The sequence below is a fragment of the Pseudarthrobacter sp. J47 genome, assembly GCF_049810315.1.
GTDB lineage: Bacteria > Actinomycetota > Actinomycetes > Actinomycetales > Micrococcaceae > Arthrobacter.
This window is the reverse complement of the sequence record NZ_CP187358.1, coordinates 2,255,266-2,276,686: the sequence shown is the minus strand read 5'-3', so window position 1 is coordinate 2,276,686 and position 21,421 is coordinate 2,255,266. Positions and strand designations below refer to the sequence as shown.

Sequence of the window (21,421 nt, the reverse complement as noted above, 5' to 3'; positions counted from 1 at the left end):
GTAAGGAAATCCCCATGCGCATTCTTGTCGCGAACGTCAATACCACCCAGTCCATGACCGATTCCATTGCCGCACAGGCCCGGAGCATTGCCGCCCCTGGTACCGAAATCATTGGGGTGACACCCAGGTTTGGTGCTGACTCCTGTGAAGGAAACTTCGAAAGCTACCTGGCGGCCATTGCCGTGATGGACGCCGTGGTCAACTATCCGGAACGCTACGACGCAGTCATCCAGGCCGGTTATGGCGAACATGGAAGGGAAGGCCTCCAGGAACTCCTGGACGTTCCGGTCGTGGACATCACGGAGGCTGCGGCCAGCACGGCCATGTTCCTCGGGCACAAGTATTCTGTGGTCACCACGCTGGACAGGGCCGTTCCACTGATTGAGGACCGGCTCAAGCTTGCCGGCCTGGACACACGATGCGCCTCGGTACGTGCCTCCGGTATGGCCGTCCTTGAACTCGAGGAAGAACCGGCGCGGGCAGTGGAGGCCATCATTGATCAGGCGCTGCTGGCCGTACATGAGGACAAAGCCGAAGTGATAGTCCTTGGCTGCGGCGGCATGGCCGGCCTGGATGAACAAATCCGGGAACGCGCCGGTGTGCCGGTAGTGGATGGGGTGGCCGCCGCTGTCACCATCGCCGAGTCCCTGGTGCGTATGCGCCTGTCCACCTCCAAGGTCCGGACTTACGCAGCCCCGCGTCCCAAAACCGTCACCGGCTGGCCCCTGACCCTGGCAGGTTCTGTCCCGTTGACGACGGCGGGGTAACCGAACAGTGCTCCGGCTGCGTGCTTGAATGGGTGGGACGCTGCAGGAGGCGCAATGGATTCATCACGAGACCGGACGGCGTTGCCGGAGCCGCTTGACCAGGCATTGGCCGGCTTCGTCCGCTACCTCACGGCGGAGCGTGCGCGTTCGGCGCATACCGTCCGTGCCTATACCGCTGATGTCCGCAGCCTCCTGGAGTTCGCTGCAGCCGAAGGGAGTACGGCGGTCCCGGACCTTCAGCTCGGTACACTTCGGCGGTGGCTGGGCGCCCAGAGCGAGTCCGGCGTATCCCGCGCAACCCTGGCCCGCCGGGCGGCTACGGTACGGTCTTTCGCCGCCTGGGCCTCCCGGGAGGGCCTGCTGGCGGACAACCCCGCGGTACGGCTCAAGGCGCCCAAACGTGACAAGTCCCTCCCCGGCGTTCTCCAGCAGCAGCAGCTCAAGAGGCTGCTGGCAGGACTTGAGGAATCGGCGCAGGACGGTGATCCGATCGCCCTGCGGAACAAAGCCATGGTTGAACTGCTGTATGCCACCGGAGTGCGCGTCGGGGAGTTGGCGGGGATCGACGTCGACGATCTTGACCCGGACCGCCGGACCGTGCGGGTCCTCGGTAAAGGCAACAAGGAACGCACAGTCCCCTATGGTGTCCCGGCGGCGCTCGCCGTGGATGACTGGTTGCGGCGCGGCCGGCCTCACCTGGCCAGGCCCGGCAGCGGCCCTGCAGCGTTCCTGGGCGTCCGGGGCAACCGCGTGGATCAACGGCAAGTGCGCGCAGTTGTCCAGGGAGCACTGGAAAAACTGGGGGACACCTCTGCTACAGGACCCCACGCGCTGCGCCATTCTGCGGCCACCCATCTGCTGGACGGCGGGGCGGACCTGCGCGCTGTTCAGGAAATTCTTGGTCACAGCAGTCTGGCCACTACGCAGATTTACACGCATGTGTCCGTGGAGCGGCTCCGGCAGAGTTATCAGCAGGCGCACCCGAGGGCATAAAACCATCAGGCGGGGGCGGGGATGGCTCAACCCGCCTGCGTGGCGGGCTGCTGAATGTACTGTTGCTCACGCTGGCGAAATCACGGGCCATACGGCACAATGAAAGGCAGGCACGGCAACTTTCAAGTACCGCTTGAAGCTCCTTGCCTGGCGGGGCCCGGAGCGGAACCGTCCAAAACTGAATAGTCCGGGAGGGATCCGCGCCCGGGAAAGTGCCCGGGATTCCATCCAGGCAGAGGTCGTTGGGGAAGACGTACCTAGCTATGGAGGATGGAATGTCTGTTGCAATGACCCGCGGTCTGTTGTTTATCCACTCGGCACCAACTGCGCTGTGCCCTCACGTTGAGTGGGCCATCGGATCGGTCGTGGACAAGCGCACTGATCTTGAGTGGACCCCTCAGCCTGCTGCGCCCGGAATGTTCCGTGCTGAACTGTCATGGACCGGGCCGCAAGGGACAGGCTCACAAATCGCGTCGGCCCTCCGTGGCTGGGCGCATCTTCGCTATGAGGTCACCGAGGAACCAAGCCAGGGCGTGGACGGCGGCCGGTGGTCCCACACCCCCGAATTGGGCATCTTCCATGCCATGACCGATGTCCATGGCAACATCATGGTTTCCGAAGACCGTATCCGCTACGCCTACGAATCCGGTGCCGGAGACCCTTCGGCTGTCTACCACGAGCTGTCCCTTGCCTTGGGCGAGGCCTGGGACGAGGAACTCGAACCCTTCCGGCACGCAGCCGAGGGTGCTCCCGTCCGCTGGCTCCACCAGGTGGGCTGAGCGGCCAAACCATCCTCCCGCAACACATGAGGGGCCCTGCAGCTCAATGCTGCAGGCCCCCTCATGGTTAACCCGAAAGAACCGGGTCAGCGGTTGTGCTAGACGCTCCGGACGGCGATGACGGCGTTGTGCCCGCCGAAGCCGAACGAGTTGCTGAGGGCCACGATGTTGCCCGCAGGGAGGTCGCGGACCGAGGTCACAACGTCCAGGGGAATCTCGGGATCCTGGTTCTCGAGGTTGATCGTCACGGGCGTCTTTCGCTCGTACACGGCCAAGGTGGTCAGCACTGCTTCCACGGCGCCGGAGGCACCCAGCAGATGGCCCATCTGGGACTTCGTGGCGGAGACAGCCACGCTGTCCAGCTGCGAACCCAGGGCGGCCTTGAGTGCCGTGTATTCAGGCTTGTCGCCGACCGGCGTCGAGGTGGCATGGGCGTTGACGTGGACCACGTCAGAGGCCTGGATGCGGCCATCGAACATGGCTGCCTTCAGCGCCCGCGTTGCCCCGAGGCCCTCGGGATCCGGAGCCGTGATGTGGTAGGCATCGGCCGTTACTGAGGTACCGGCCAGCTCGCCATAAATACGTGCGCCGCGCGCCAGTGCGTGCTCCTCGGCTTCGAGGACCAGGGCGCCCGCGCCTTCGCCCATGACAAAACCGTCGCGGTCGATGTCGTAGGGGCGCGATGCCCGCTCCGGCTCGTCGTTCCTGCGGGAAAGCGCCTGCATGGAAGAGAAGGCAGCCAGCGGCATGGGGTGGATGGCAGCTTCTGCACCGCCGCACATCACAACGTCTGCCTTCCCGGAGCGGATGAGGTCCAGGCCAAGGTGGAGTGCTTCGGTACCTGAGGCACAAGCGGAAACAGGGGTGTGGGCGCCGGCGCGGGCACCGAGGTCCAGGCTTACGGCAGCTGCGACGCCGTTGGGCATCAGCATGGGCACCGTCATGGGCAGTACCCGGCGGGGACCCTTTTCCCTCAGGGTGTCCCAGGCGTCGAGCAGGGTCCACACGCCGCCGATGCCGGTGGCGAAGGCAACAGCCAGGCGGTCGTGGTCGATTTCGGTGATTCCGGCGTCAGCCCAGGCCTCACGTGCGGCAATGACGCCAAACTGCGTTGAGGGGTCCATTCGCTTGGCCTCGACCCGGCTGAGCACATCCAGGGCAGGCGTGCTGCAGCGTGCGGCGAAATGGACGGGAAGTTCAAACTTGGCCACCCAGTCGTCCTCCAGGGTGCGGGCACCGGACACCCCCTTCAGTGAGTTGGCCCACATGGTGGGAACGTCGCCTCCAATGGGCGTCGTGGCACCCAGACCGGTAATGACTACTTTGCGTGTCATGGGATCACTCTCTGTTGGTGCGCAGTCCGCGAGCGGAAGCCGCGGATGCGGCCAGCGAAGGGATCTGCAGAATATCCATATGGTGCAACGGCCGGTCGGGGAGCCTGGCTCCGCCAACCGGCCGTCTGGCCCGGAGGCCGGGTAAAACTACGCCTGTGCGCCGGAGATGAAGCTGACGGCGTCGCCGACGGTCTTGAGGTTCTTGACTTCTTCGTCCGGAATGCGGACGCCGAACTTCTCTTCAGCGTTGACGACGATGGTCATCATCGAGATGGAGTCGATGTCCAGGTCCTCGGTGAAGGACTTATCCAGCTCGACTGCCTCGGGGGAGAGTCCGGTCTCCTCGTTGACGATTTCAGCCAGGCCGGCCAGGATTTCTTCGTTGCTAGCCATTGATGGCTCCTTTTCTTGTTATTGCCGGCGGTGCCGGAAATGGGTCAACCCGCGGTCGCGGCTTGGTGGGCGGTTATTACGGAAGGACAACTACCTGGGCGCCGAAAACCAGTCCGGCGCCAAAGCCGATCTGGAGCGCCAGCCCGCCGCTGAGGGCGGGGTTTTCCTGGAGCAGCCGGTGCGTAGCCAGGGGAATGGAGGCCGCTGACGTGTTGCCTGCTTCGGCAATGTCGCGGGCTACTACTACGTGCTCCGGAAGCTTGAGCTTCTTGACCATCTCATCGATGATCCGCATGTTGGCCTGGTGCGGGACGAAGGCAACAAGATCCTCCGCCTTGACGCCGGCAGCGTCCAGCGCCTGCTGCGCCACCTTCGCCATTTCCCAGACGGCCCAGCGGAATACCGTCTGGCCATCCTGGCGGAGGGTGGGGTAAAGTTCCTGCGCCTCTTCGAGGAGGGCGAGGTCGCCGGTGGAGTCGGACTGGCGGGCCGCGAGGCCAAGGTCGCGGACATCGAGCATGGAACGCGTCATGCCGATCGCTTCCCATTTGCTGCCGTCTGAACCCCAGACCGAGGGGGCGATTCCCGGGGTCTCGGACGGGCCAATCACCACGGCGCCGGCGCCGTCACCCAGGAGGAAGGAGATGGTGCGCTCCCGGTTGTCGATGACGTCGGAGAGCTTTTCGGCGCCAACCACCAGGACGTACTTGGCGGCGCCGGAGCGGACCAGGGCATCGCCCTGGGCGATTCCGTAGCAGTACCCCGCGCAGGCGGCGGAGATATCGAAGGCCGGAGCGGGCGTTGCGCCGATCCGGTCTGCGAGGGCTGCGGCTGCTGAAGGAGTGGCATAAGGGTGTGTCACGGTGGAGACGATGACGGCGCCGAGTTCTGACGCGTCGATGCCGGCCTGGGCCATGGCTTCGCGGGCAGCGCCCTCTGCCATGTCGATGACGCTGACATCAGCGGCGGCGCGGTGGCGGGTCACAATCCCGGTGCGCTGGCGGATCCACTCGTCGGAAGAGTCGATCCACTGGCAGACGTCCTCATTGGTGACGATGACGTCCGGGCGGAAGGCGCCGAGCCCCACAATGCGGGAGAACTCGTTGACGGGGGACTGGTTCAGTGTGGGAACGCTCATGCGTTGCCCTCCAATTCTGCGAAGAGTGCAAGGGCGGCAGAGAGATCGTCGGGAGTTTTGACGGCGACGGTCTTTACTCCGGGCATTCCCCGCTTGGCGAGTCCCGCAAGGGTTCCGGCCGGGGCCAGTTCGATCACGCCGGTCACTCCGCGCTGGACCATGGTTTCCATGCAGAGGTCCCAGCGCACCGGCCGCGAGACCTGGGCAATGAGGCTTTCGACGGCGGCAGCACCACCGGTGACCTCGGCGCCGTCGTAGTTGGACAGGAGCGGAACGCTGGGATCCTGCGGTGAGAGCGAGGGCTTCAACGATTCAAGCGCGCTGACGGCAGGAGACATGTGGCTGGTATGGAAAGCTCCGGCCACCTTGAGTGGGATGACGCGCGCTTTGGCGGGAGGATTTTCAGCCAGGGACTTCAGTTGCTCAAACGTTCCTGCTGCGACGGTCTGGCCTGCGCCGTTGACGTTGGCCGGCGTGGCTCCGGAGGCTTCGATCGCGGCCAGCACCTCTGCGGGATCGCCGCCGAGGACGGCACTCATTCCGGTCGGGGTTACCGCTGCTGCGGCGGCCATGCTGTTGGCGCGCTCCCGGACGAAGGTCATGGCCTCGGTCTCGGTGAGGACACCGGCAAGGGCAGCGGCGGTGATTTCGCCAACTGAGTGGCCGGCGAGGATCACGGGCAAGGTGCTGAGCTTGACGTCAAAAAGCTGGGCGGCTGCGATCAGGCCTGCGGCAACAATCAGCGGCTGGGCGACGGCGGTGTCCTTGATGGTCTCTTCATCAGAGGTGGTGCCGTGTGCGGTGAGGTCGATCCCCGCGATTTCGCTGAGGGAGGCCAGTTGGCCTGCTGCCGAAGGCAGTTCCAGCCAGGGGGCCAGGAAGCCGGGGGTTTGTGAGCCCTGTCCAGGGCAGACGATTGCAAGCACGTATCCAGCTTTCCAAATATTGGCAAGATAAACGGTGTTTCCATGCACCAAGCTCACCGGGTCAGTTTGTAGGAAGTCTACAACGGATTAATTCTGGTTCCTCGTTGGCTGACGTTCGGCAGGTGCCCTGGGCGGGGCAGCGAGGCGCCCCACCACCAGCGCAGCCTGAAGGACAAACGCTTCACGCGGCAACAGCGGATCCCAGCCTGTGACGTCACAAACCCGCTTCAGGCGGTAACGGACAGTATTGGCATGGACGAACAATTCCCGTGCCGTGGCCTCCAGGGAATGGCCCAGTTCCAGGTAGGTGCCGAGGGTTTCCACCAGGCCGTTGGAGGCGGCCACCAGGGGTCGGTAGATGTTTTTGATCAGTGACCGGCGTGCGGCGTCATCGCCGGAAATCACCCGCTCGGGCAGAAGATCATCCGCCGCGACGGGGCGGGGAGCGGACGGCCAGGCCTTGGCGGCCGTGAGTCCGGCGAATGCCGACTGCGCGGAGGCACTTGCGTCAAGCAGGGTACCGGCTTCAGGACCGTAAACCACGGGGCCCGGGGCGAACATTTCGCTCAGCTTCACATATGCGGTGTCGCGGTCATGCACGCCGCCCAGGATGAGGATCAGCCTGTCGCCCTGGATTCCCACCAGCGCGTCCTCGGCGTAACGGCCGGCCGTCCGGCGCAGTTCGCTGACGTAGCTGGCGCTGGGCTCGGACGGCGAGTTGCCCACCATTACGGTAAAACGCTCCTGGGCCTTCCAGCCAAGCGCCGCGATCCTGGACCGGAGGGCATCGGTGTTTTCGCCGCGAAGGATCGCGTCCACAATCAGTGCCTCGAGCCGCGTGTCCCAGGATCCCCGCGATTCCGCTGCCCGGGCGTAGACGTCGGCGGCGGCGAAGGCGACTTCGCGGGAGTACCTGAGCACGGCTTCGCGGAGGGAGGGCTGGTCAGCTTCGGGTGCGATCACCGGCACCTGGTCCTCGACGACTTCCACCACGATCCGGATCAGCTGCAGCGCCTTCTGCAGGCTGATGGAGCGGGTGAGTTCGGTGGGTGCTGCACCGAAGACGTCGGAGAGGATCCACGACGGCGAGCTTGGGCGCTCGTACCAGGTGACGAAGGCAGCGATGCCGTTCTGGGCCACGAGCCCAAGGGCAGAGCGTTCATCGGAACTCAGCCGGCTGTACCAGGGAAGTGACGTTTCCAGCATGCGCATCGTGGTGGTGGAGAGCTGCCCCACGTTGGCACGAAGCTTCTTGAGGGTTTCCTTCTTTTCCGGGCTGAGGCCCCGGGGGCCCGAAGAGGGCTTGGTTGAAGGAACGGTTTGCTCTGGCATCCCATGAGCATACGGTGCGCGGCGCGGAAGCTCCATTTGTGCGAAGGCTACAACTGCGTTTGCCCTCGGTCACAGCCCTGAAACGCCGACGGCGGGGTCCCCACCGTGAAAGTGGGGACCCCGCCGTCGTGCATTGGCTGGTGCGGTGGAGCCTAGGACTCGCCGCCAGCTCCGCCGGTGGTGCCGGCATTGACATCGTGCAGGCGGTACTTCTCGATGGCCTGGGCCGGAGCCTGGCCGTCAACCTCGCCACGGCGTGCCAGCATCTCCAGGGAACGCACCACGATCGAGTGGGTGTCGTTCTTGAAGAAGCGGCGTGCTGCAGCGCGGGTGTCCGAGAAGCCGAAGCCGTCAGCACCGAGGGTGGCGAATTCGTTCGGGACGAACTGGCGGATCTGGTCCGGCACGGCCTTCATGTAGTCCGAGACCGCCACAACCGGTCCGGTGGCTCCGGCCAGCTGCTGGGCAACGAACGGCACGCGGGCGGGCTGCCCCGGGTTCAGGAAGGCTTCCTCTTCGGCTGCGAGGCCGTCGCGGCGAAGTTCGTTCCAGGACGTTACCGACCAGACGTCGGCGGACACGCCCCACTCTTCGGCCAGGATCCGCTGGGCTTCGATGGCCCACGGCACGGACACGCCGGACGCCAGGATCTGGGTCCGGGGACCGTCAATCTTGGCGGGCGCCAGGAGGTAGATGCCCTTCAGGACGCCTTCGACGTCCAGGTCCTCGGGCTCGGCAGGCTGGACGATGGGCTCGTTGTACACCGTGAGGTAGTACATGAGGTTCTTGTCCGTGCTGTTTTCGCCGTACATCCGCTCCAGGCCGTCACGGACGATGTGGCCCATTTCGTAGCCATATGCCGGGTCATAGGTGACGACTGCCGGGTTGGTGGAGGCAAGCAGCGGCGAGTGGCCGTCAGCGTGCTGCAGGCCTTCACCGGTGAGGGTGGTGCGCCCGGCGGTGGCGCCGATGATGAACCCGCGGGCCATCTGGTCGCCGGCTGCCCAGAAGGCGTCGCCGGTGCGCTGGAATCCGAACATCGAGTAGAACACGTAGATCGGAACCAGCGGAACGCCGTGGGTGGCGTAAGCGGTGCCGGCTGCGGTGAAGGCAGCCACGGCACCGGCTTCGTTGATGCCCGGGTGGATCAGCTGGCCCTGCGCCGACTCCTTGTAGGCGAGGACGAGGTCCCGGTCAACGGACAGGTAGTTCTGGCCCTTGGGGTTGTAGATCTTTGCCGTGGGGAAGAACGCATCCATACCGAAGGTGCGGGCCTCATCCGGGATGATCGGGGCGATGTGCTTGCCGAAGTTCTTGTCCCGCATCAGGTCCTTGAGGAGCCTGACGAACGCCATGGTGGTTGCGGCCTGCTGCTTGCCGGAACCACGCTTGGCCACCTCGTAGGTTTTGGCCTCGGGCAAGGTGATGGCATCGTGCTTGGCCCGGCGCTCCGGAACGGCGCCGCCCAGCGCAGCACGGCGCTCCATCATGTACTTGATTTCCGGCGCGTCCTGGCCCGGGTGGTAGTACGGCGGCTGGTAGAGGTCCTGCTCCAGTTGCTCGTCGGTGACCGGAATCCGCAGGTGGTCGCGGAACTTCTTCAGGTCATCGAGGGTGAGCTTCTTCATCTGGTGCGTGGCGTTGCGGCCCTCGAAGTGGGGTCCCAGGCCATAGCCCTTAACCGTCTTGGCCAGGATGACCGTGGGCTTGCCCTTGAATTCGGTGGCTGCCTTGTACGCCGCGTAGACCTTGCGGTAGTCGTGGCCGCCACGCTTGAGGTTCCAGATCTGGTCGTCGGTAAGGTCCGAAACCATTTCCTTGGTCTCAGGGGACTTTCCGAAGAAGTGCTCGCGCACGAACCCGCCGGACTCGGCCTTGTACGTCTGGTAATCGCCGTCGGGGGTTTCGTTCATGATCTTCACGAGGGCACCGTTGGTGTCCTTGGTGAGGAGATCATCCCACTCGCGGCCCCAGACAACCTTGATGACGTTCCAGCCGGCGCCGCGGAAGAACGCTTCGAGTTCCTGCATGATCTTGCCGTTGCCGCGGACGGGTCCGTCAAGGCGCTGGAGGTTGCAGTTGATGACGAAGTTCAGGTTGTCCAGGTTCTCGTTCGCAGCAAGCTGGAGGAGGCCGCGTGATTCGGGCTCGTCCATTTCGCCGTCACCGAGGAAGGCCCAGACCTGCTGGTCTGAGGTGTCCTTGAGGCCGCGGTTGTGCAGGTAGCGGTTGGACTGGGCCTGGTAGATGGCGTTCATGGGGCCGATGCCCATGGACACCGTGGGGAATTCCCAGAATTCCGGCATGAGGCGCGGGTGCGGGTACGAGGAAAGGGCGTGGCCCTCACGGGACTTCTCCTGGCGGAAACCGTCCAGGTCCTCCTCGGACAGGCGGCCTTCCATAAAGGCGCGGGCGTACATGCCGGGGGAGGCGTGGCCCTGGAAGAAGACCTGGTCTCCGCCGCCCGGGTGGTCCTTGCCGCGGAAGAAGTGGTTGAAGCCGACTTCGTAAAGGGTGGCAGCGCCGGCGTAGGTGGAGATGTGGCCACCAACACCGATGTTGGCCCGCTGGGCACGGTGGACCATGATTGCGGCGTTCCAGCGCATGTAGGCACGGTAGCGGCGTTCGTAGTCCTCATTGCCCGGGAAGGGTGCTTCCTGGTCCACCGGAATGGTGTTGACGTAGTCCGTGGTTGTCACCATGGGCACGCCAACACTCTGGGCTCCGGCGCGCTGCAGCAGGCTGCGCATGATGTACTGGGCCCGTTCGGTGCCCTGTTCCCTGATCAGTGAATCCAGGGACTCGACCCATTCGGCGGTCTCTTCCGGATCACGATCGGGCAGCTGGTTAGTCAACCCGCTAAGGATATGGGAGGTATCTTCTCCTGCAGCCACGTCCAACCTCTCTTTGCGCGCAAGCATCGGCGCACTTAGGCCGGGCAGGATGGCTGCCAAGCGAAAACGCGTCGTTGTGCGACGTATCGGTTACAACAGCCCGGTCATGTGTGCCGGGCGGGTCCTTGGACAGCTACTACTGCATGCCGTAGCTAAGCTCACGACTGGGCGGTTGCCCCGCAGGAATTGCTGCCTCAGCCCACTCTAGCTGTGACGCAAGCGCGATGCGTAGCCGGCGATCGGTGCCGGCCGGTATTTGTTGGTCATACTCTTGTGTATGACGGAATGCCGCTGCAGGGACTGCAGGCTGCCGGTGTGTGATGCGGAATATGGCGGATCGCGGTACAGGCAGCTTGAAGACCCGGCGTAAAGGGTGTTGGCTTGTGGTAATGGATATCACTTTGCAGCAAGAGACACAGCAAGATACACGGCAAGATACGCAGCTGCACCCGCAGTCGAATACACAGCAAGAACCCGTAACGGGCATCAACAAGGCATTGGAGGAACACGTGAGCGAGGCCGACGCCGCCACTTCGGTAAATGTGGCGGAAAAATTGGGTTTCAAAAATGGGGATCTGATTCAGGAGTTCGGTTACGACGACGACGTCGATTTCGACTTGCGTGACGACATCGAGGACCTCACGGGTTCCGAGCTGCTCGACGAGGATGATCATGAAGTTGTGGACGCGGTCATCTTCTGGTGGCGCGACGGCGATGGCGACCTCATCGACACCCTCATGGATTCATTGACCAACCTGAGCGAGACCGGGGTTGTCTGGGTCCTGACGCCCAAGTCGGGCCGGACCGGCTATGTTTCTCCCGCGGAGATCCAGGAGGCGGCACCCACCGCCGGACTGCACCTGACCACCTCAGCGGGTGTCTCCAAGGACTGGAGCGCCACGCGGCTGGTGACCAGGAAGAACAAGTGACCTCACCGGCGGATGCGTTCGCCCTGCAGGTTGGTTCTGCCGCCCCGGACTTTGAGCTGTCCAACCAGCACGGCGAGCCTGTCAGGCTGTCATCGCTGCGGGGCCAGAACGTTGTTGTTGTCTTCTATCCCTTCGCTTTCTCCGGAATCTGCACCGGGGAGCTGTGCGAGATCCGGGACAACCTCGGGGATTTCACTACCGCCAATGCCACAGTGCTTGCGGTCTCGGTAGACAGCAAGTTCACCCTCCGTGCCTACGCGGACAAGGAAGGCTACGACTTTGACCTGCTGGCCGATTTCTGGCCGCACGGCGGGGTTGCCTCGCTGTATGGGGTCTTTGACCCGGACAGCGGAATGGCCAGGCGCGGGACGTTCATCATCGATGCCCAGGGCATCATCCGCTACGTGGTGGTAAATCCCCGCGGCCGCGCCCGGGACCTCCAGGAGTACCGGCAGGCGCTCTCGGAACTTTCGACGGCGGCATCCGAAGAATCCGCGGCAGTCGCCGTAGGGCCGGCGCAGGGCTGATCCATGGCAGGGCGGGGGACGGGGCTTACCGGGTTTGCCCGGCAACCGGCCAGGCCCCCGGCCCCGGTGGAGGCTTCGGCGCTGGCCGTCCTGGAGGACATCCGCTCCCTTCTTTCCGGCAAGCGTTTTGCCATGCTGACCGGAGCCGGACTCAGTACCGATTCCGGCATCCCGGATTACCGGGGCCCTGATTCTGCGCCGCGTTCGCCCATGACCTACCAGCAGTTCGTGGGCGATCCCGCAAACCGCCAGCGGTACTGGGCGAGGAACCATATTGGCTGGTCCCACCTCCGGCATGCTGATCCCAATGAGGGGCACCGTGCCGTGGCGCAGATGGAGCAACGGGGCCTCCTGACCGGTCTAATCACCCAAAACGTTGACCGGCTCCACGAGGACGCAGGAAGCATCAACGTGGTTGATCTCCATGGCAGGTACGACCAGGTTGTATGCCTTGACTGCCGGCGGACGTATTCACGCCAGATGCTGGCCCATGTCCTGCAGGAGCTGAACCCCGGCTTCCTGCAGGCGGCCCTTGATGCAGGGCTGGTGGAGGCCGCGCCGAACGCAGATGCCACGGTGGAGGACGAGGCACTGATCAGCACTTTTGTTGTTGCGGTGTGCCCGGCCTGCGGCGGGACGCTTAAGCCGGACTTTGTCTATTTCGGCGAGAACGTCCCCAAGGAACGGGTGGAACGTTGCTATGCGATGGTTGACGAGGCAGCCGCCCTGCTGGTGGCGGGTTCTTCGCTGACGGTTATGAGCGGCCTGCGTTTTGTCCGGCACGCGGCCAAGGCGGCCAAACCTGTAGTAATCATCAACCGGGGTGCCACCCGGGGCGACGACCTGGCCACCATCACCCTTGCCGCCGGCGTCTCGGAATCCCTGGCCTGGTTGGCGACGGAACTTCCGGCGCCCTGAACTGCGCCGATTGGCTTTTGGACGGGTCTGTCCGGTACAGTTGATGTTCGTTGGTTGGCGCGGGAAACCGCTAAAACCAGTGCATTGGGTCTTTAGCTCAGCTGGTAGAGCGCCACGTTTACACCGTGGATGTCATCGGTTCGATCCCGGTAGGACCCACCACCAAAACCCCCGTAGTTCCAGGCGAAAGCCAGGCGGCTGCGGGGGTTTTTTGTGTCCTGACGCCCCCTGTTGGGGGTCCGCTCCGGCACGTTTGGATTGTCAGTGCCTGCCGCTACGGTCACGGCATGGAACACGTAGTACTGAGGTCATCACCGGACGGCTCACCCGCGGCCGTCCTGCGCGGCGGACGCGAATGGATTGTTGGCGCCGAGCCGGTCCGCTGGTTTGAACGGGTGAACTGGTGGGAGTCCCAGCGTCGTATGCCACGCGGCAGGGGGCGGGTTGATGTCGAAGTCCTGCGGGTCCAGGCCCGGTTGGGGCACAACCCGCAATCCGGGCTGGTCACCATGGAGCTGGTCCGGGACGGAGAGGGCGGTGGCTGGCAGGTCCGGGACGTACTGGCGGCCGCCGCGTAGCTCAACCCGGCTGCGGGCTGGCTCAAACCACCTGCGCCCAATGTGGCATTTAACGTGGAAGGCCTTCCACCGCGACTATTGGGGGATGCCGCGGTGGAAGGCTTGAAATGAATATACAGTGAACATTCCGCAAACAAAAAATCCAATCGATGGCATTTATTTAAAGCTCAACTGTTGGCCGAAATCAGCTGGTTCGCCGCACCGGAATGAAGATTCGAGGCTGGTCCACCCACGAGCCGGACATCCGCGACATAGTGCGGCCCATGATCCTGGCGGAGGCCTCCCGGGCACCCTCGGCATCGCCGGCGCTGACGGCCTCGGCCAGATCCACGTGCCATTGCAGGGCCGCTTCGTGCGGGTGGTCAGGCATCATTCCGTGCATTGTCCGGCCGGTCAGGGTCTCGGCCACCTGGCCCATGAGGTTCGCGAACATCTCGTTCCCGGAGCCGGAGAGCAGTAATGAGTGGAAGGCGATGTCCAGCTCCAGGAACCTGGGCACATCGCCCGCATGGCCGGCGTCTCGCATTGCATGGGCGGCGTCCAGCAGCTCGCGGCGCAGGGCTGCCGGGGCATTGAGCGCGGCAAGCTCGGCGGCGGCGGGTTCAACGGCTGACCGCAGCTCCGCCAGGGAACGCAGCTGTGCGCCGCGGCCTTCGCTGGCCAGCCGCCACCGGATGACCTGCTGGTCGAAAGGGTTCCAGCTGCTGACCGGCAGTACCCTGATGCCGACGCGTTTGATGGTTTCCACCAGTCCCAGGGACTGGAGTACCCGGACGGCCTCACGGATGACGGACCGCGAAACCTGGAGTTCCTCTTCGAGCTGTTCGGCCAGCATCACGTGGCCGGCGGACAGCTCGCCGTTGATGATGCGCGTACCCAGGTTCTCGATGGCACGGTGGTGGAGGCTGGTAGACATGAAGACAAGCCTAATCGGAGCCCGCGACTGGATTTGGCGGGCGTCCTAGACTGGGGGATGGCGGCCGCGTCCACGGAGTGGGCACGGGGTTTCACAAGTCTGCTTCGATAAAATATGATTTATTGCGGGCGCTTCCCTGGAGCACGTCTCCACACAGCACTTGTTTACACAGCACAGAATCTGAATTGGAGTTTTGATGTCTGCACACATCGGTGTCACCGGCCTTGCGGTGATGGGGGCCAACCTGGCCCGCAACCTGGCACGCAACGGCTTTACAGTCGCCCTCCACAACCGCTCGGTCGAGAAGACTGACGTATTGCTGGAAAAGTACGGCACTGAGGGTGATTTCATCCGCACGGAGACCCTCCAGGAGCTGGTGGATTCGCTGGAGAAGCCGCGCCGGGTCCTGATCATGGTCAAGGCCGGAAAGCCGGTCGACTCCGTCATTGAGCAGCTCGAGCCGCTCCTGGAAGCCGGCGACATCATCATCGACGCCGGAAACTCCCACTACGAGGACACCCGCCGCCGCGAAGCAGCGCTGGCCAAGAAGGACCTGCACTTCGTGGGTGTCGGTGTTTCCGGTGGCGAGGAAGGTGCCCTCAACGGCCCGTCCATCATGCCCGGCGGCTCCAGGGAGTCCTACGACGCACTCGGTCCGCTGCTGGAGAAAATCTCCGCAAAGGTCGACGGCGAACCCTGCTGCGCCTGGATCGGCACCGACGGCGCCGGCCACTTCGTCAAGATGGTCCACAACGGCATCGAATACGCCGACATGCAGGTCATCGGTGAGGCCTTCGACCTCCTGCGCACCGGCGCCGGCATCGAACCGGCCGAACAGTCCAGGATCTTCACCGAATGGAACAAGGGCGAACTGTCCTCCTTCCTGATCGAGATCTCCGCTGAGGTCCTCGGCCACGTCGACGCCAAGACCGGCAAGCCGTTTGTCGACGTTGTTGTTGACGCTGCCGGGCAGAAGGGCACGGGCCGCTGGACGGTCATCTCCGCCCTGGAGCTTGGTTCCCCGGTGTCCGGCATTGCCGAGTCCGTGTTCGCGCGTGCGCTGTCGTCCCAGAGCGAGCAGCGCAGGCTCGGCCAGGAACTGCTGGCCGGCGAGGAAGCCGCCGTCGAAATTCCCGAGACCTTCGTCGAGGATGTCCGGCAGGCACTGTACGCCTCCAAGCTGGTTTCCTACGCGCAGGGCCTGGACATGCTGGGCTCCGCGGCGAAGGAATACAACTGGGACCTCAAGCTGGACGAGATCGCTTCCCTGTGGCGCGCCGGCTGCATCATCCGCGCCGAGCTCCTCAAGGACATCACCAAGGCCTACGCCGCCGAGGAAAAGCCGGCCAACCTGCTGTTCGCTCCGGCCTTCACGGAAGCCATCGCCGCGGCACTGCCCGCTTGGCGCCGCGTGGTGGCCACGGCCGTCCAGCTGGGCATCCCGGTACCGGTGTTCTCCTCATCGCTGGCCTACTACGACGGCCTGCGCCGCAAGCGTGTTGCTGCCGCCCTGATCCAGGGCCAGCGCGACCTCTTCGGCGCACACACCTACGGCCGCGTCGATGCTCCGGGCACCTTCCACACCCTTTGGGGCGAGGACAAGTCCGAGATCGAAGCAGTGGACACCCACTGATTCCACTGCCGGTCAGCCGGTAACGAAGAAGGCCGGCAACCCCGCGGGGTTGCCGGCCTTCTTCGTATGGTGCGCTCAGCTGAAGTATCAGATGACGTAGTATTCCGCAGGATCCACTGCGGGCTTGGTTTCGGACTTGGCATCGCGATGCCGCCACGTAGCCGGGATGCCGGTGAGGATGGAAGCTGGCGGAGCATCCTTCACCACAACGGCGTTGGCGCCCACGGCGCTGTCGTCTCCGATGGTGATGGGACCGAGGACCTTCGCCCCTGCCCCGATGGTCACGCGGTTCCCGATGGTGGGGTGCCGCTTGACGCGCGCCAGTGAACGTCCGCCGAGCGTCACCCCGTGGTACATCATGACGTCCTCGCCGATTTCGGCTGTCTCGCCAATTACCACACCCATGCCGTGGTCGATGAAGAAGCGCCGGCCGATCGTGGCGCCCGGATGGATCTCGATGCCCGTCAGGAACCGCCCGAACTGCGATAGGAGCCGCGCAGGGAAACGGAGGGCCGGGTTCTGCCACAGCTTATGAGTCAGCCGGTGGATCCAGATGGCGTGCAGGCCTGAGTAGGCAAAAATGTTCTCGAAAGAACCCCGGGCCGCCGGGTCGTGTGACCGGGCGGCTTCGAGGTCTTCCTTTAGTCGTGCAAAAAAGCCCAAGGGGTTCTTTCTGCCGGAGGGAGCGTCCCGGGCTGGTTAGCCGCGGATGTCGTCGTACAGAACGGTGGAGATGTAGCGTTCGCCAAAGTCGCAGACCACTGCAACGATCAGCTTTCCGGCGTTCTCCGGGCGCTTGGCCAGTTCCAGGGCTCCCCAGACGATGGCTCCGGAGGAGATGCCGCCCAGGATGCCTTCCTTGATGCCCAGCTCGCGGGCGACGGCGACGGAATCTTCAAGGGTGGCGTCCAGGACCTCGTCGTAGACGTTGGTGTCCAGCAGTTCGGGAATGAAGTTCGCGCCAAGGCCCTGGATCTTGTGGGGTCCGGGGCTGCCACCGTTGAGGATGGGGGAGTCCTTCGGTTCCACGGCCACAACCTGGACGCCGGGCTTGCGTTCCTTCAGGAACTGTCCGACGCCGGTGATGGTGCCGCCGGTGCCGACGCCGGAGACGAAGATGTCCACCTCGCCGTCGGTGTCAGCCCAGATTTCCTCGGCCGTGGTGGCGCGGTGGATGGCAGGGTTGGCTTCATTGGCGAACTGCTGGGCCCAGACGGAGTTTTCCGTGTTGGCCACGATCTCCTGGGCCTTCTCCACGGCACCGCGCATACCCTCGGAGCCGGGGGTCAGGACGATCTCGGCACCGTACGCACGCAGCATCACGCGGCGCTCGGTGGACATGGTTTCCGGCATGGTCAGGATGACCTTGTAACCGCGGGCCGCGCCCACCATGGCCAGCGCAATGCCCGTGTTGCCGGACGTGCCTTCGACGATGGTGCCGCCGGGCTTCAGGGCGCCGGACTTCTCAGCGGCGTCGATGATGGCTACGCCGATGCGGTCCTTAACGCTGTTGGCCGGGTTGTAGAACTCGAGCTTGACGGCCACCGTGGCTTCGAGGCCCTCGCTGATCCGGTTGAGGCGGACCAGCGGGGTTCCACCGATCAGCTGCGTTACATCGTCGTAGATCCGTGCCATGTGCATGCGCCTATCTCTCAGGTGTGAATACTGGGGTCAGCCTAACCAGCCGCGTGACGGCGTTGCTAAGCATTAAGCCATGCAGAGTAATATTTCCTCGCCTTGGCCAGCTTGGGGTTGATGATGACCTGGCAGTATCCCTGCTCCGGATGCTTGGCGTAGTAATTCTGGTGGAATTCCTCGGCCACATGGAAGCGCGGAAGCCTGACCACCTCGGTGACGATCGGATCCCGCCATAGCGGCTGGTTCCGGGCAATGGCCTCTTCAAAGAGGATCTTCTCCTCGGTGGTTTCGTAGAACATCGACGAGCGGTATTGGGTCCCGATGTCGTATCCCTGCCGGTTCAGCGTGGTGGGATCGTGGAGGGCGAAGAACATATCCAGGATGACTTCTTCAGGGATGACCGACTCATCGAAGGTCACGGCCACCACCTCCGCGTGGCCGGTGTTGCCGTCGCAGACCGAGTAATAGTCGGGATTGGGATCATGCCCGCCGGTGTAGCCGGACACCACCGACTCCACGCCACGCGTTTGCTGGTAGACGGCGTCGAGGCACCAGAAGCAGCCTCCACCCAGAACGAAAGTTTTCATGACCTCTTCAATGGTTGACGGCGCCGCAGAATTCCCACGGGTTCCAGCCTAGATGAATAAGTAGGGTAGAACGGTGAACATGGAAGCTGTAAAACCAGACGCCGCCGACGGTGATGCGGCCGACGACGCCGCCGGAAACCAGGTACCCACCCTTGCCGATGTGCTCCTCGCCGTGGAGGAACTGTGGCCGGAGTCGCTGGCCGAAGACTGGGACGAAGTAGGCCTGGTGGCAGGCCGCCCCGGCCGCCACGTCAACCGTGTGATGTTCGCCGTGGATCCCACACTGGAAGTCATTGATGAAGCTGTTGAGTGGGGCGCTGAGCTGCTCATCACCCACCATCCCCTCCTCCTGCGTGGTGTCACGTCCGTGGCGGCCACTACGGCCAAGGGCCAGGCCGTGCACCGGCTGATCGAGTCCGGAACAGCGTTGCTGACGGTCCACACCAACGGCGATTCCGCCGTCGGGGGTGTTTCCGATGTCCTTGCCGACGCCCTGGGGATCCACGATGCCCGCCCGCTCACGGCCTCCGCCCAGGGGCTCCCGGAAGAAGGCATCGGCAGGGTGGGAGACCTTCCCGAGGCCGTCACGCTAGGTGATTTCGCAGCCCGGGTCTTTGGAATCCTGCCCTCTGTGGCCGGCGGCGTCAGGGTCGCGGGGGACAGATCCGGCCTGGTCCGGAAAGTGGCAGTCTGCGGTGGTGCGGGGGACTCCCTGTTCAACGAGGTGCGGGCCAGCGGAGCGGACGTCTACGTTACTGCCGACCTCCGCCACCATCCCGCCTCCGAGGCCCGGGAATCCGCAGTGGACGGCAGGCCCTACCTGATCGACGTTTCACACTTTGCCAGCGAGTGGCTCTGGCTTCCCGCAGCTGCCACGGCATTGGGGAACGTGCTGGCGGACCAGGGCCACGACGTCGAGATCCGTGTCAGCGGAACGAACAGCGACCCCTGGGACTTCATACTGACTCCCGGCTGAGCCACACGCTAGAGTCTAGGTGAGCGCCGCGAGGCGTGCCGGTGGACGCCGGCGCAAACCTATGGAGGTAAAGAGTGGCCAAGGCAGCACCGGCGGAACAGTTGAAACTGCTTGAATTGCAGGCACTGGATGCGAAACTGACTGCGCTCGCCAGCCGCCGCCGGGTTCTCGAAGCAGATCCCCGGATCACCGACCTCCAAGCAGCACTGTCCGTGGCCAATGGCCAGCTGGGTGCGGCAAAGGTGGCCGTCCATGACGCCGAAGCGGAGCTCAAGAAGGCGGAGGCCGACGTCGAACAGGTCGCCTCGCGCATTGAGCGTGATGAGGCCCGGCTGAACAGCGGGACCGGGCTATCCAAAGACCTGGTGGCCCTGCAGAAGGACATTGCGTCGCTGAACAAGCGCCGCTCCGACCTCGAAGACGTGGAGCTGGAAGTCCTGGAGCGCCTGGACAGCCTCCGCGCCACGCAGGCCCAGCAGCAGGAAATCGTTGACGGCATCCAGGGTTCGTTTGCGGGGATCCGTGCCGAGCTGGACGAAGCGATTGCCGAAGTGGAAGCCGAAGCCACTGTAGTGCGCGGGCAACGTGCAGAATTCGCGGCCGGGCTGGATGCCGGGATGCTCGCCATCTACGAGAAAACCCTGGCCAAGCGGGGAGTGGGTGCGGCGCGGTTGTTCCACGGAAAGTCCGAGGGTTCCGGCATGCAGCTGAGCCCGGGGGACCTCGCGGAGATCAAGGCCGCCGCCGATGACGACATCGTGTTCTGCCCGGACTCCGGCTGCATCCTGGTCCGCTCGCCTGAGTGGGCCTGACCCAAGTGACTGGCACTTGATGTCGTCAAAACGCGAAATGACGACGTTATGTGCCAGTTAGTTGGGGAGGATGATGTTCAGTGCGTGCGGCTTGCGTGCTGAACCCTCAACCAACTCCGCGTCCCATTTCTCGCGGGTGGCCTTGAGCAGCTCAGCGGGTGTTCCTGCAGGCTTGCCCCGCCGGCTCAACAGATGGCGCGCCAGCTCCCCGCGCGTGTGCTTGGCGAAGTGGCTCACTACTTTCCGCACGCCGTTGACCTCCGTGAAGACGTTCACTGCCACGGTTTGTTCGGCCGGGGGAGTCCAGGCTGCGGCGTAAGTGCTGGACCGGCAATCCACCAGCAGGTGGCCCTCAACGGCATCAGCCAGTGCCCCGGAAAGCTGCGGTTTCCAGAACGACGCCAGCCGTCCGACGTCGGGCAGTGCCGTTCCCATGGACAGGCGGTAGGCGGGCACGCTGTCACCAAACCGGATGGCTCCCCAGAGTGCCGAAATGATCAGGACATCGTGGTCCGCCTTGCGTCGTTGAACCGGCGTCAGCGTCCGGTAACCCAAGGCGTCATAGAGGACGCCCGAGTAGATGCTGTGCGCGGGGGCCGCAGGCTCGGCGTGCAGCCGGGTATTGCGTTCGACGTCGTCACTCAGGGATGCGCCCACGCCCAGGAGCGCAAGGGCATCCTTGTGCGCACTCACCGTGCCAAGAGTTTCAAGCACCTGCGCCCTGGCGGTGTTGAGGTCCGGGAAGCTAAGGTCTGCCCAGTCAACGGACGTCCCTTTGACGGCGGGAGTTTTGCCTTCAGAGGGCGGGAGGAGGATCAGCACCCGTAGATCCTACCGGGAAGGGAACGAGCTGCCGGCCCGGTAGACTGGACAGCTGGATGGGTCGACCAGGCGGCCGCGCGTCACGCAAGTGGCTCGAGGAACGTCCGGGCTCCATAGAGCAGGGTGGTGGGTAACGCCCACTCGGGGTAACCCGCAGGACAGTGCCACAGAAAACAGACCGCCTGCTGTTCCGCTTCGGCGGATCGGGCAGGTAAGGGTGAAACGGTGGTGTAAGAGACCACCAGCTCCCCGGGTGACCGGGGAGGCTAGGTAAACCCCACCCGGAGCAAGGCCAGACAGGGCATGATCGAGGGCTGCTCGCCCGAGTGCCCGGGTAGGCCGCTGGAGGGCGTCGGCAACGGCGTTCGTAGATGGATGGCCGCCACCCCCTGACGGTAACGGCAGGGGAGGACAGAACCCGGCGTATCGGTCGACCCATCCACTCAAACCTTCCCTTATCGAGTCGCCGCGCCCCCGCTGTGTGAGTGATTTCACGGTCTAGGGCCCGGCCCGGAGCCGTCCCGCCGCC

Annotated in this window: 21 protein-coding genes, 1 tRNA gene and 1 other RNA gene; 12 read left to right on the top strand and 11 right to left on the bottom strand. The window is 64.2% G+C overall.

Annotated elements, in window-relative coordinates; translation table 11 throughout:
- Window positions 1-14: 14 nt before the first annotated feature.
- The 3 genes from ACPJW8_RS10395 (at window position 15) to ACPJW8_RS10385 (ending at window position 2,539) form a co-directional block, all read left to right on the top strand.
- On the top strand, window positions 15-767 hold the full coding sequence (locus ACPJW8_RS10395; protein ID WP_330189556.1) for an aspartate/glutamate racemase family protein: 753 nt from the start codon (window positions 15-17) through the stop codon (window positions 765-767).
- A 54-nt stretch (window positions 768-821) separates the two neighbouring features.
- Window positions 822-1,760, top strand: coding sequence for a tyrosine recombinase XerC (locus ACPJW8_RS10390; protein WP_330189557.1), 939 nt, complete (start codon window positions 822-824; stop codon window positions 1,758-1,760).
- A 275-nt stretch (window positions 1,761-2,035) separates the two neighbouring features.
- Window positions 2,036-2,539 carry a DUF3145 domain-containing protein gene (locus ACPJW8_RS10385; RefSeq protein WP_330189558.1) on the top strand — a complete coding sequence of 168 codons (504 nt, stop codon included), beginning with the start codon at window positions 2,036-2,038 and terminating at the stop codon, window positions 2,537-2,539.
- Window positions 2,540-2,637: 98 nt separating this feature from the next.
- Here the strand turns inward: ACPJW8_RS10385 and ACPJW8_RS10380 are convergent, their stop codons facing one another.
- The 6 genes from ACPJW8_RS10380 to aceE all read right to left on the bottom strand — a co-directional run bounded on the left by ACPJW8_RS10380 (window position 2,638) and on the right by aceE (window position 10,583).
- Window positions 2,638-3,873 carry a beta-ketoacyl-[acyl-carrier-protein] synthase II gene (locus ACPJW8_RS10380; RefSeq protein WP_330189559.1) on the bottom strand — a complete coding sequence of 412 codons (1,236 nt, stop codon included), beginning with the start codon at window positions 3,871-3,873 and terminating at the stop codon, window positions 2,638-2,640.
- Window positions 3,874-4,020: 147 nt separating this feature from the next.
- Window positions 4,021-4,266 (bottom strand): acyl carrier protein, encoded by a 246-nt coding sequence (locus ACPJW8_RS10375; RefSeq protein WP_330189560.1) that lies wholly within the window; start codon window positions 4,264-4,266, stop codon window positions 4,021-4,023.
- Between the two features lie 76 nt (window positions 4,267-4,342).
- Window positions 4,343-5,404 (bottom strand): beta-ketoacyl-ACP synthase III, encoded by a 1,062-nt coding sequence (locus ACPJW8_RS10370; protein ID WP_330189561.1) that lies wholly within the window; start codon window positions 5,402-5,404, stop codon window positions 4,343-4,345.
- On the bottom strand, window positions 5,401-6,330 hold the full coding sequence (locus tag ACPJW8_RS10365) for an ACP S-malonyltransferase (protein ID WP_330189562.1): 930 nt from the start codon (window positions 6,328-6,330) through the stop codon (window positions 5,401-5,403). The genes ACPJW8_RS10370 and ACPJW8_RS10365 overlap by 4 nt, the downstream gene beginning before the upstream one ends.
- 87 nt (window positions 6,331-6,417) lie before the next feature.
- The gene (locus tag ACPJW8_RS10360) at window positions 6,418-7,662 is read right to left on the bottom strand and encodes a helix-turn-helix domain-containing protein (protein WP_330189563.1); all 1,245 of its coding nucleotides are present in this window, start codon (window positions 7,660-7,662) and stop codon (window positions 6,418-6,420) included.
- 152 nt (window positions 7,663-7,814) lie between these two features.
- Complete coding sequence (gene aceE / locus ACPJW8_RS10355; RefSeq protein ID WP_330189564.1) at window positions 7,815-10,583, bottom strand: pyruvate dehydrogenase (acetyl-transferring), homodimeric type; 2,769 nt, start codon at window positions 10,581-10,583, stop codon at window positions 7,815-7,817.
- Window positions 10,584-11,065: 482 nt separating this feature from the next.
- Here aceE and ACPJW8_RS10350 point away from each other — a divergent pair, with 482 nt between their 5' ends.
- The 5 genes from ACPJW8_RS10350 (at window position 11,066) to ACPJW8_RS10330 (ending at window position 13,508) form a co-directional block, all read left to right on the top strand.
- Entirely contained in the window at window positions 11,066-11,485 is a 420-nt protein-coding gene (locus ACPJW8_RS10350; protein WP_330189565.1) for a DUF3052 domain-containing protein, read from the top strand.
- Window positions 11,482-12,012 carry a peroxiredoxin gene (locus ACPJW8_RS10345; protein WP_330189566.1) on the top strand — a complete coding sequence of 177 codons (531 nt, stop codon included), beginning with the start codon at window positions 11,482-11,484 and terminating at the stop codon, window positions 12,010-12,012. Before ACPJW8_RS10350 ends, ACPJW8_RS10345 begins: the two co-directional genes overlap by 4 nt.
- Before the next feature lie 3 nt (window positions 12,013-12,015).
- Entirely contained in the window at window positions 12,016-12,930 is a 915-nt protein-coding gene (locus tag ACPJW8_RS10340; protein ID WP_330189567.1) for an NAD-dependent protein deacetylase, read from the top strand.
- 86 nt (window positions 12,931-13,016) lie between these two features.
- Window positions 13,017-13,092, top strand: a tRNA-Val gene (locus ACPJW8_RS10335).
- Window positions 13,093-13,217: 125 nt separating this feature from the next.
- Window positions 13,218-13,508, top strand: coding sequence for a hypothetical protein (locus ACPJW8_RS10330; protein WP_330189568.1), 291 nt, complete (start codon window positions 13,218-13,220; stop codon window positions 13,506-13,508).
- A gap of 184 nt (window positions 13,509-13,692) precedes the next feature.
- Here the strand turns inward: ACPJW8_RS10330 and ACPJW8_RS10325 are convergent, their stop codons facing one another.
- Window positions 13,693-14,424 (bottom strand): FadR/GntR family transcriptional regulator, encoded by a 732-nt coding sequence (locus ACPJW8_RS10325; RefSeq protein ID WP_330189569.1) that lies wholly within the window; start codon window positions 14,422-14,424, stop codon window positions 13,693-13,695.
- 196 nt (window positions 14,425-14,620) lie between these two features.
- Between ACPJW8_RS10325 and gndA the strand changes: the two genes are divergently transcribed.
- Entirely contained in the window at window positions 14,621-16,057 is a 1,437-nt protein-coding gene (gene gndA, locus ACPJW8_RS10320; protein ID WP_330189570.1) for an NADP-dependent phosphogluconate dehydrogenase, read from the top strand.
- Between the two features lie 87 nt (window positions 16,058-16,144).
- On the opposite strand, the gene epsC is transcribed toward gndA, so the two are convergent.
- The 3 genes from epsC to msrA form a co-directional block, all read right to left on the bottom strand.
- The gene (gene epsC, locus ACPJW8_RS10315; RefSeq protein ID WP_330189571.1) at window positions 16,145-16,720 is read right to left on the bottom strand and encodes a serine O-acetyltransferase EpsC; all 576 of its coding nucleotides are present in this window, start codon (window positions 16,718-16,720) and stop codon (window positions 16,145-16,147) included.
- A 36-nt stretch (window positions 16,721-16,756) separates the two neighbouring features.
- Window positions 16,757-17,692: a cysteine synthase A gene (gene cysK / locus ACPJW8_RS10310; RefSeq protein ID WP_330189572.1), complete on the bottom strand. Its 936-nt coding sequence runs from the start codon at window positions 17,690-17,692 to the stop codon at window positions 16,757-16,759.
- Between the two features lie 65 nt (window positions 17,693-17,757).
- On the bottom strand, window positions 17,758-18,282 hold the full coding sequence (msrA, locus tag ACPJW8_RS10305; protein ID WP_330189573.1) for a peptide-methionine (S)-S-oxide reductase MsrA: 525 nt from the start codon (window positions 18,280-18,282) through the stop codon (window positions 17,758-17,760).
- A gap of 79 nt (window positions 18,283-18,361) precedes the next feature.
- Between msrA and ACPJW8_RS10300 the strand changes: the two genes are divergently transcribed.
- The gene (locus ACPJW8_RS10300; RefSeq protein WP_330189574.1) at window positions 18,362-19,258 is read left to right on the top strand and encodes a Nif3-like dinuclear metal center hexameric protein; all 897 of its coding nucleotides are present in this window, start codon (window positions 18,362-18,364) and stop codon (window positions 19,256-19,258) included.
- Window positions 19,259-19,332: 74 nt separating this feature from the next.
- Window positions 19,333-20,070 (top strand): zinc ribbon domain-containing protein, encoded by a 738-nt coding sequence (locus ACPJW8_RS10295; protein ID WP_330189575.1) that lies wholly within the window; start codon window positions 19,333-19,335, stop codon window positions 20,068-20,070.
- 57 nt (window positions 20,071-20,127) lie between these two features.
- Here the strand turns inward: ACPJW8_RS10295 and ACPJW8_RS10290 are convergent, their stop codons facing one another.
- Complete coding sequence (locus tag ACPJW8_RS10290) at window positions 20,128-20,892, bottom strand: peroxide stress protein YaaA (protein ID WP_330189576.1); 765 nt, start codon at window positions 20,890-20,892, stop codon at window positions 20,128-20,130.
- Window positions 20,893-20,949: 57 nt separating this feature from the next.
- Between ACPJW8_RS10290 and rnpB the strand changes: the two genes are divergently transcribed.
- An RNA gene (gene rnpB, locus ACPJW8_RS10285) (RNase P RNA component class A) lies at window positions 20,950-21,334 on the top strand.
- Window positions 21,335-21,421: the final 87 nt, after the last annotated feature.

Bases quoted from the DNA above. Each gene is read 5' to 3' on its own strand.
- ACPJW8_RS10380 (WP_330189559.1), bottom strand. From the start codon at position 3,873: ATGACACGCAAAGTAGTCATTACCGGTCTGGGTGCCACGACGCCCATT.
- ACPJW8_RS10390 (WP_330189557.1), top strand. From the start codon at position 822: ATGGATTCATCACGAGACCGGACGGCGTTGCCGGAGCCGCTTGACCAG.
- ACPJW8_RS10395 (WP_330189556.1), top strand. From the start codon at position 15: ATGCGCATTCTTGTCGCGAACGTCAATACCACCCAGTCCATGACCGAT.
- ACPJW8_RS10300 (WP_330189574.1), top strand. From the start codon at position 18,362: ATGGAAGCTGTAAAACCAGACGCCGCCGACGGTGATGCGGCCGACGAC.
- ACPJW8_RS10330 (WP_330189568.1), top strand. From the start codon at position 13,218: ATGGAACACGTAGTACTGAGGTCATCACCGGACGGCTCACCCGCGGCC.
- msrA (WP_330189573.1), bottom strand. From the start codon at position 18,282: ATGAAAACTTTCGTTCTGGGTGGAGGCTGCTTCTGGTGCCTCGACGCC.
- ACPJW8_RS10375 (WP_330189560.1), bottom strand. From the start codon at position 4,266: ATGGCTAGCAACGAAGAAATCCTGGCCGGCCTGGCTGAAATCGTCAAC.
- ACPJW8_RS10340 (WP_330189567.1), top strand. From the start codon at position 12,016: ATGGCAGGGCGGGGGACGGGGCTTACCGGGTTTGCCCGGCAACCGGCC.
- gndA (WP_330189570.1), top strand. From the start codon at position 14,621: ATGTCTGCACACATCGGTGTCACCGGCCTTGCGGTGATGGGGGCCAAC.
- ACPJW8_RS10370 (WP_330189561.1), bottom strand. From the start codon at position 5,404: ATGAGCGTTCCCACACTGAACCAGTCCCCCGTCAACGAGTTCTCCCGC.
- ACPJW8_RS10360 (WP_330189563.1), bottom strand. From the start codon at position 7,662: ATGCCAGAGCAAACCGTTCCTTCAACCAAGCCCTCTTCGGGCCCCCGG.
- ACPJW8_RS10325 (WP_330189569.1), bottom strand. From the start codon at position 14,424: ATGTCTACCAGCCTCCACCACCGTGCCATCGAGAACCTGGGTACGCGC.
- aceE (WP_330189564.1), bottom strand. From the start codon at position 10,583: ATGCTTGCGCGCAAAGAGAGGTTGGACGTGGCTGCAGGAGAAGATACC.
- ACPJW8_RS10385 (WP_330189558.1), top strand. From the start codon at position 2,036: ATGTCTGTTGCAATGACCCGCGGTCTGTTGTTTATCCACTCGGCACCA.
- cysK (WP_330189572.1), bottom strand. From the start codon at position 17,692: ATGGCACGGATCTACGACGATGTAACGCAGCTGATCGGTGGAACCCCG.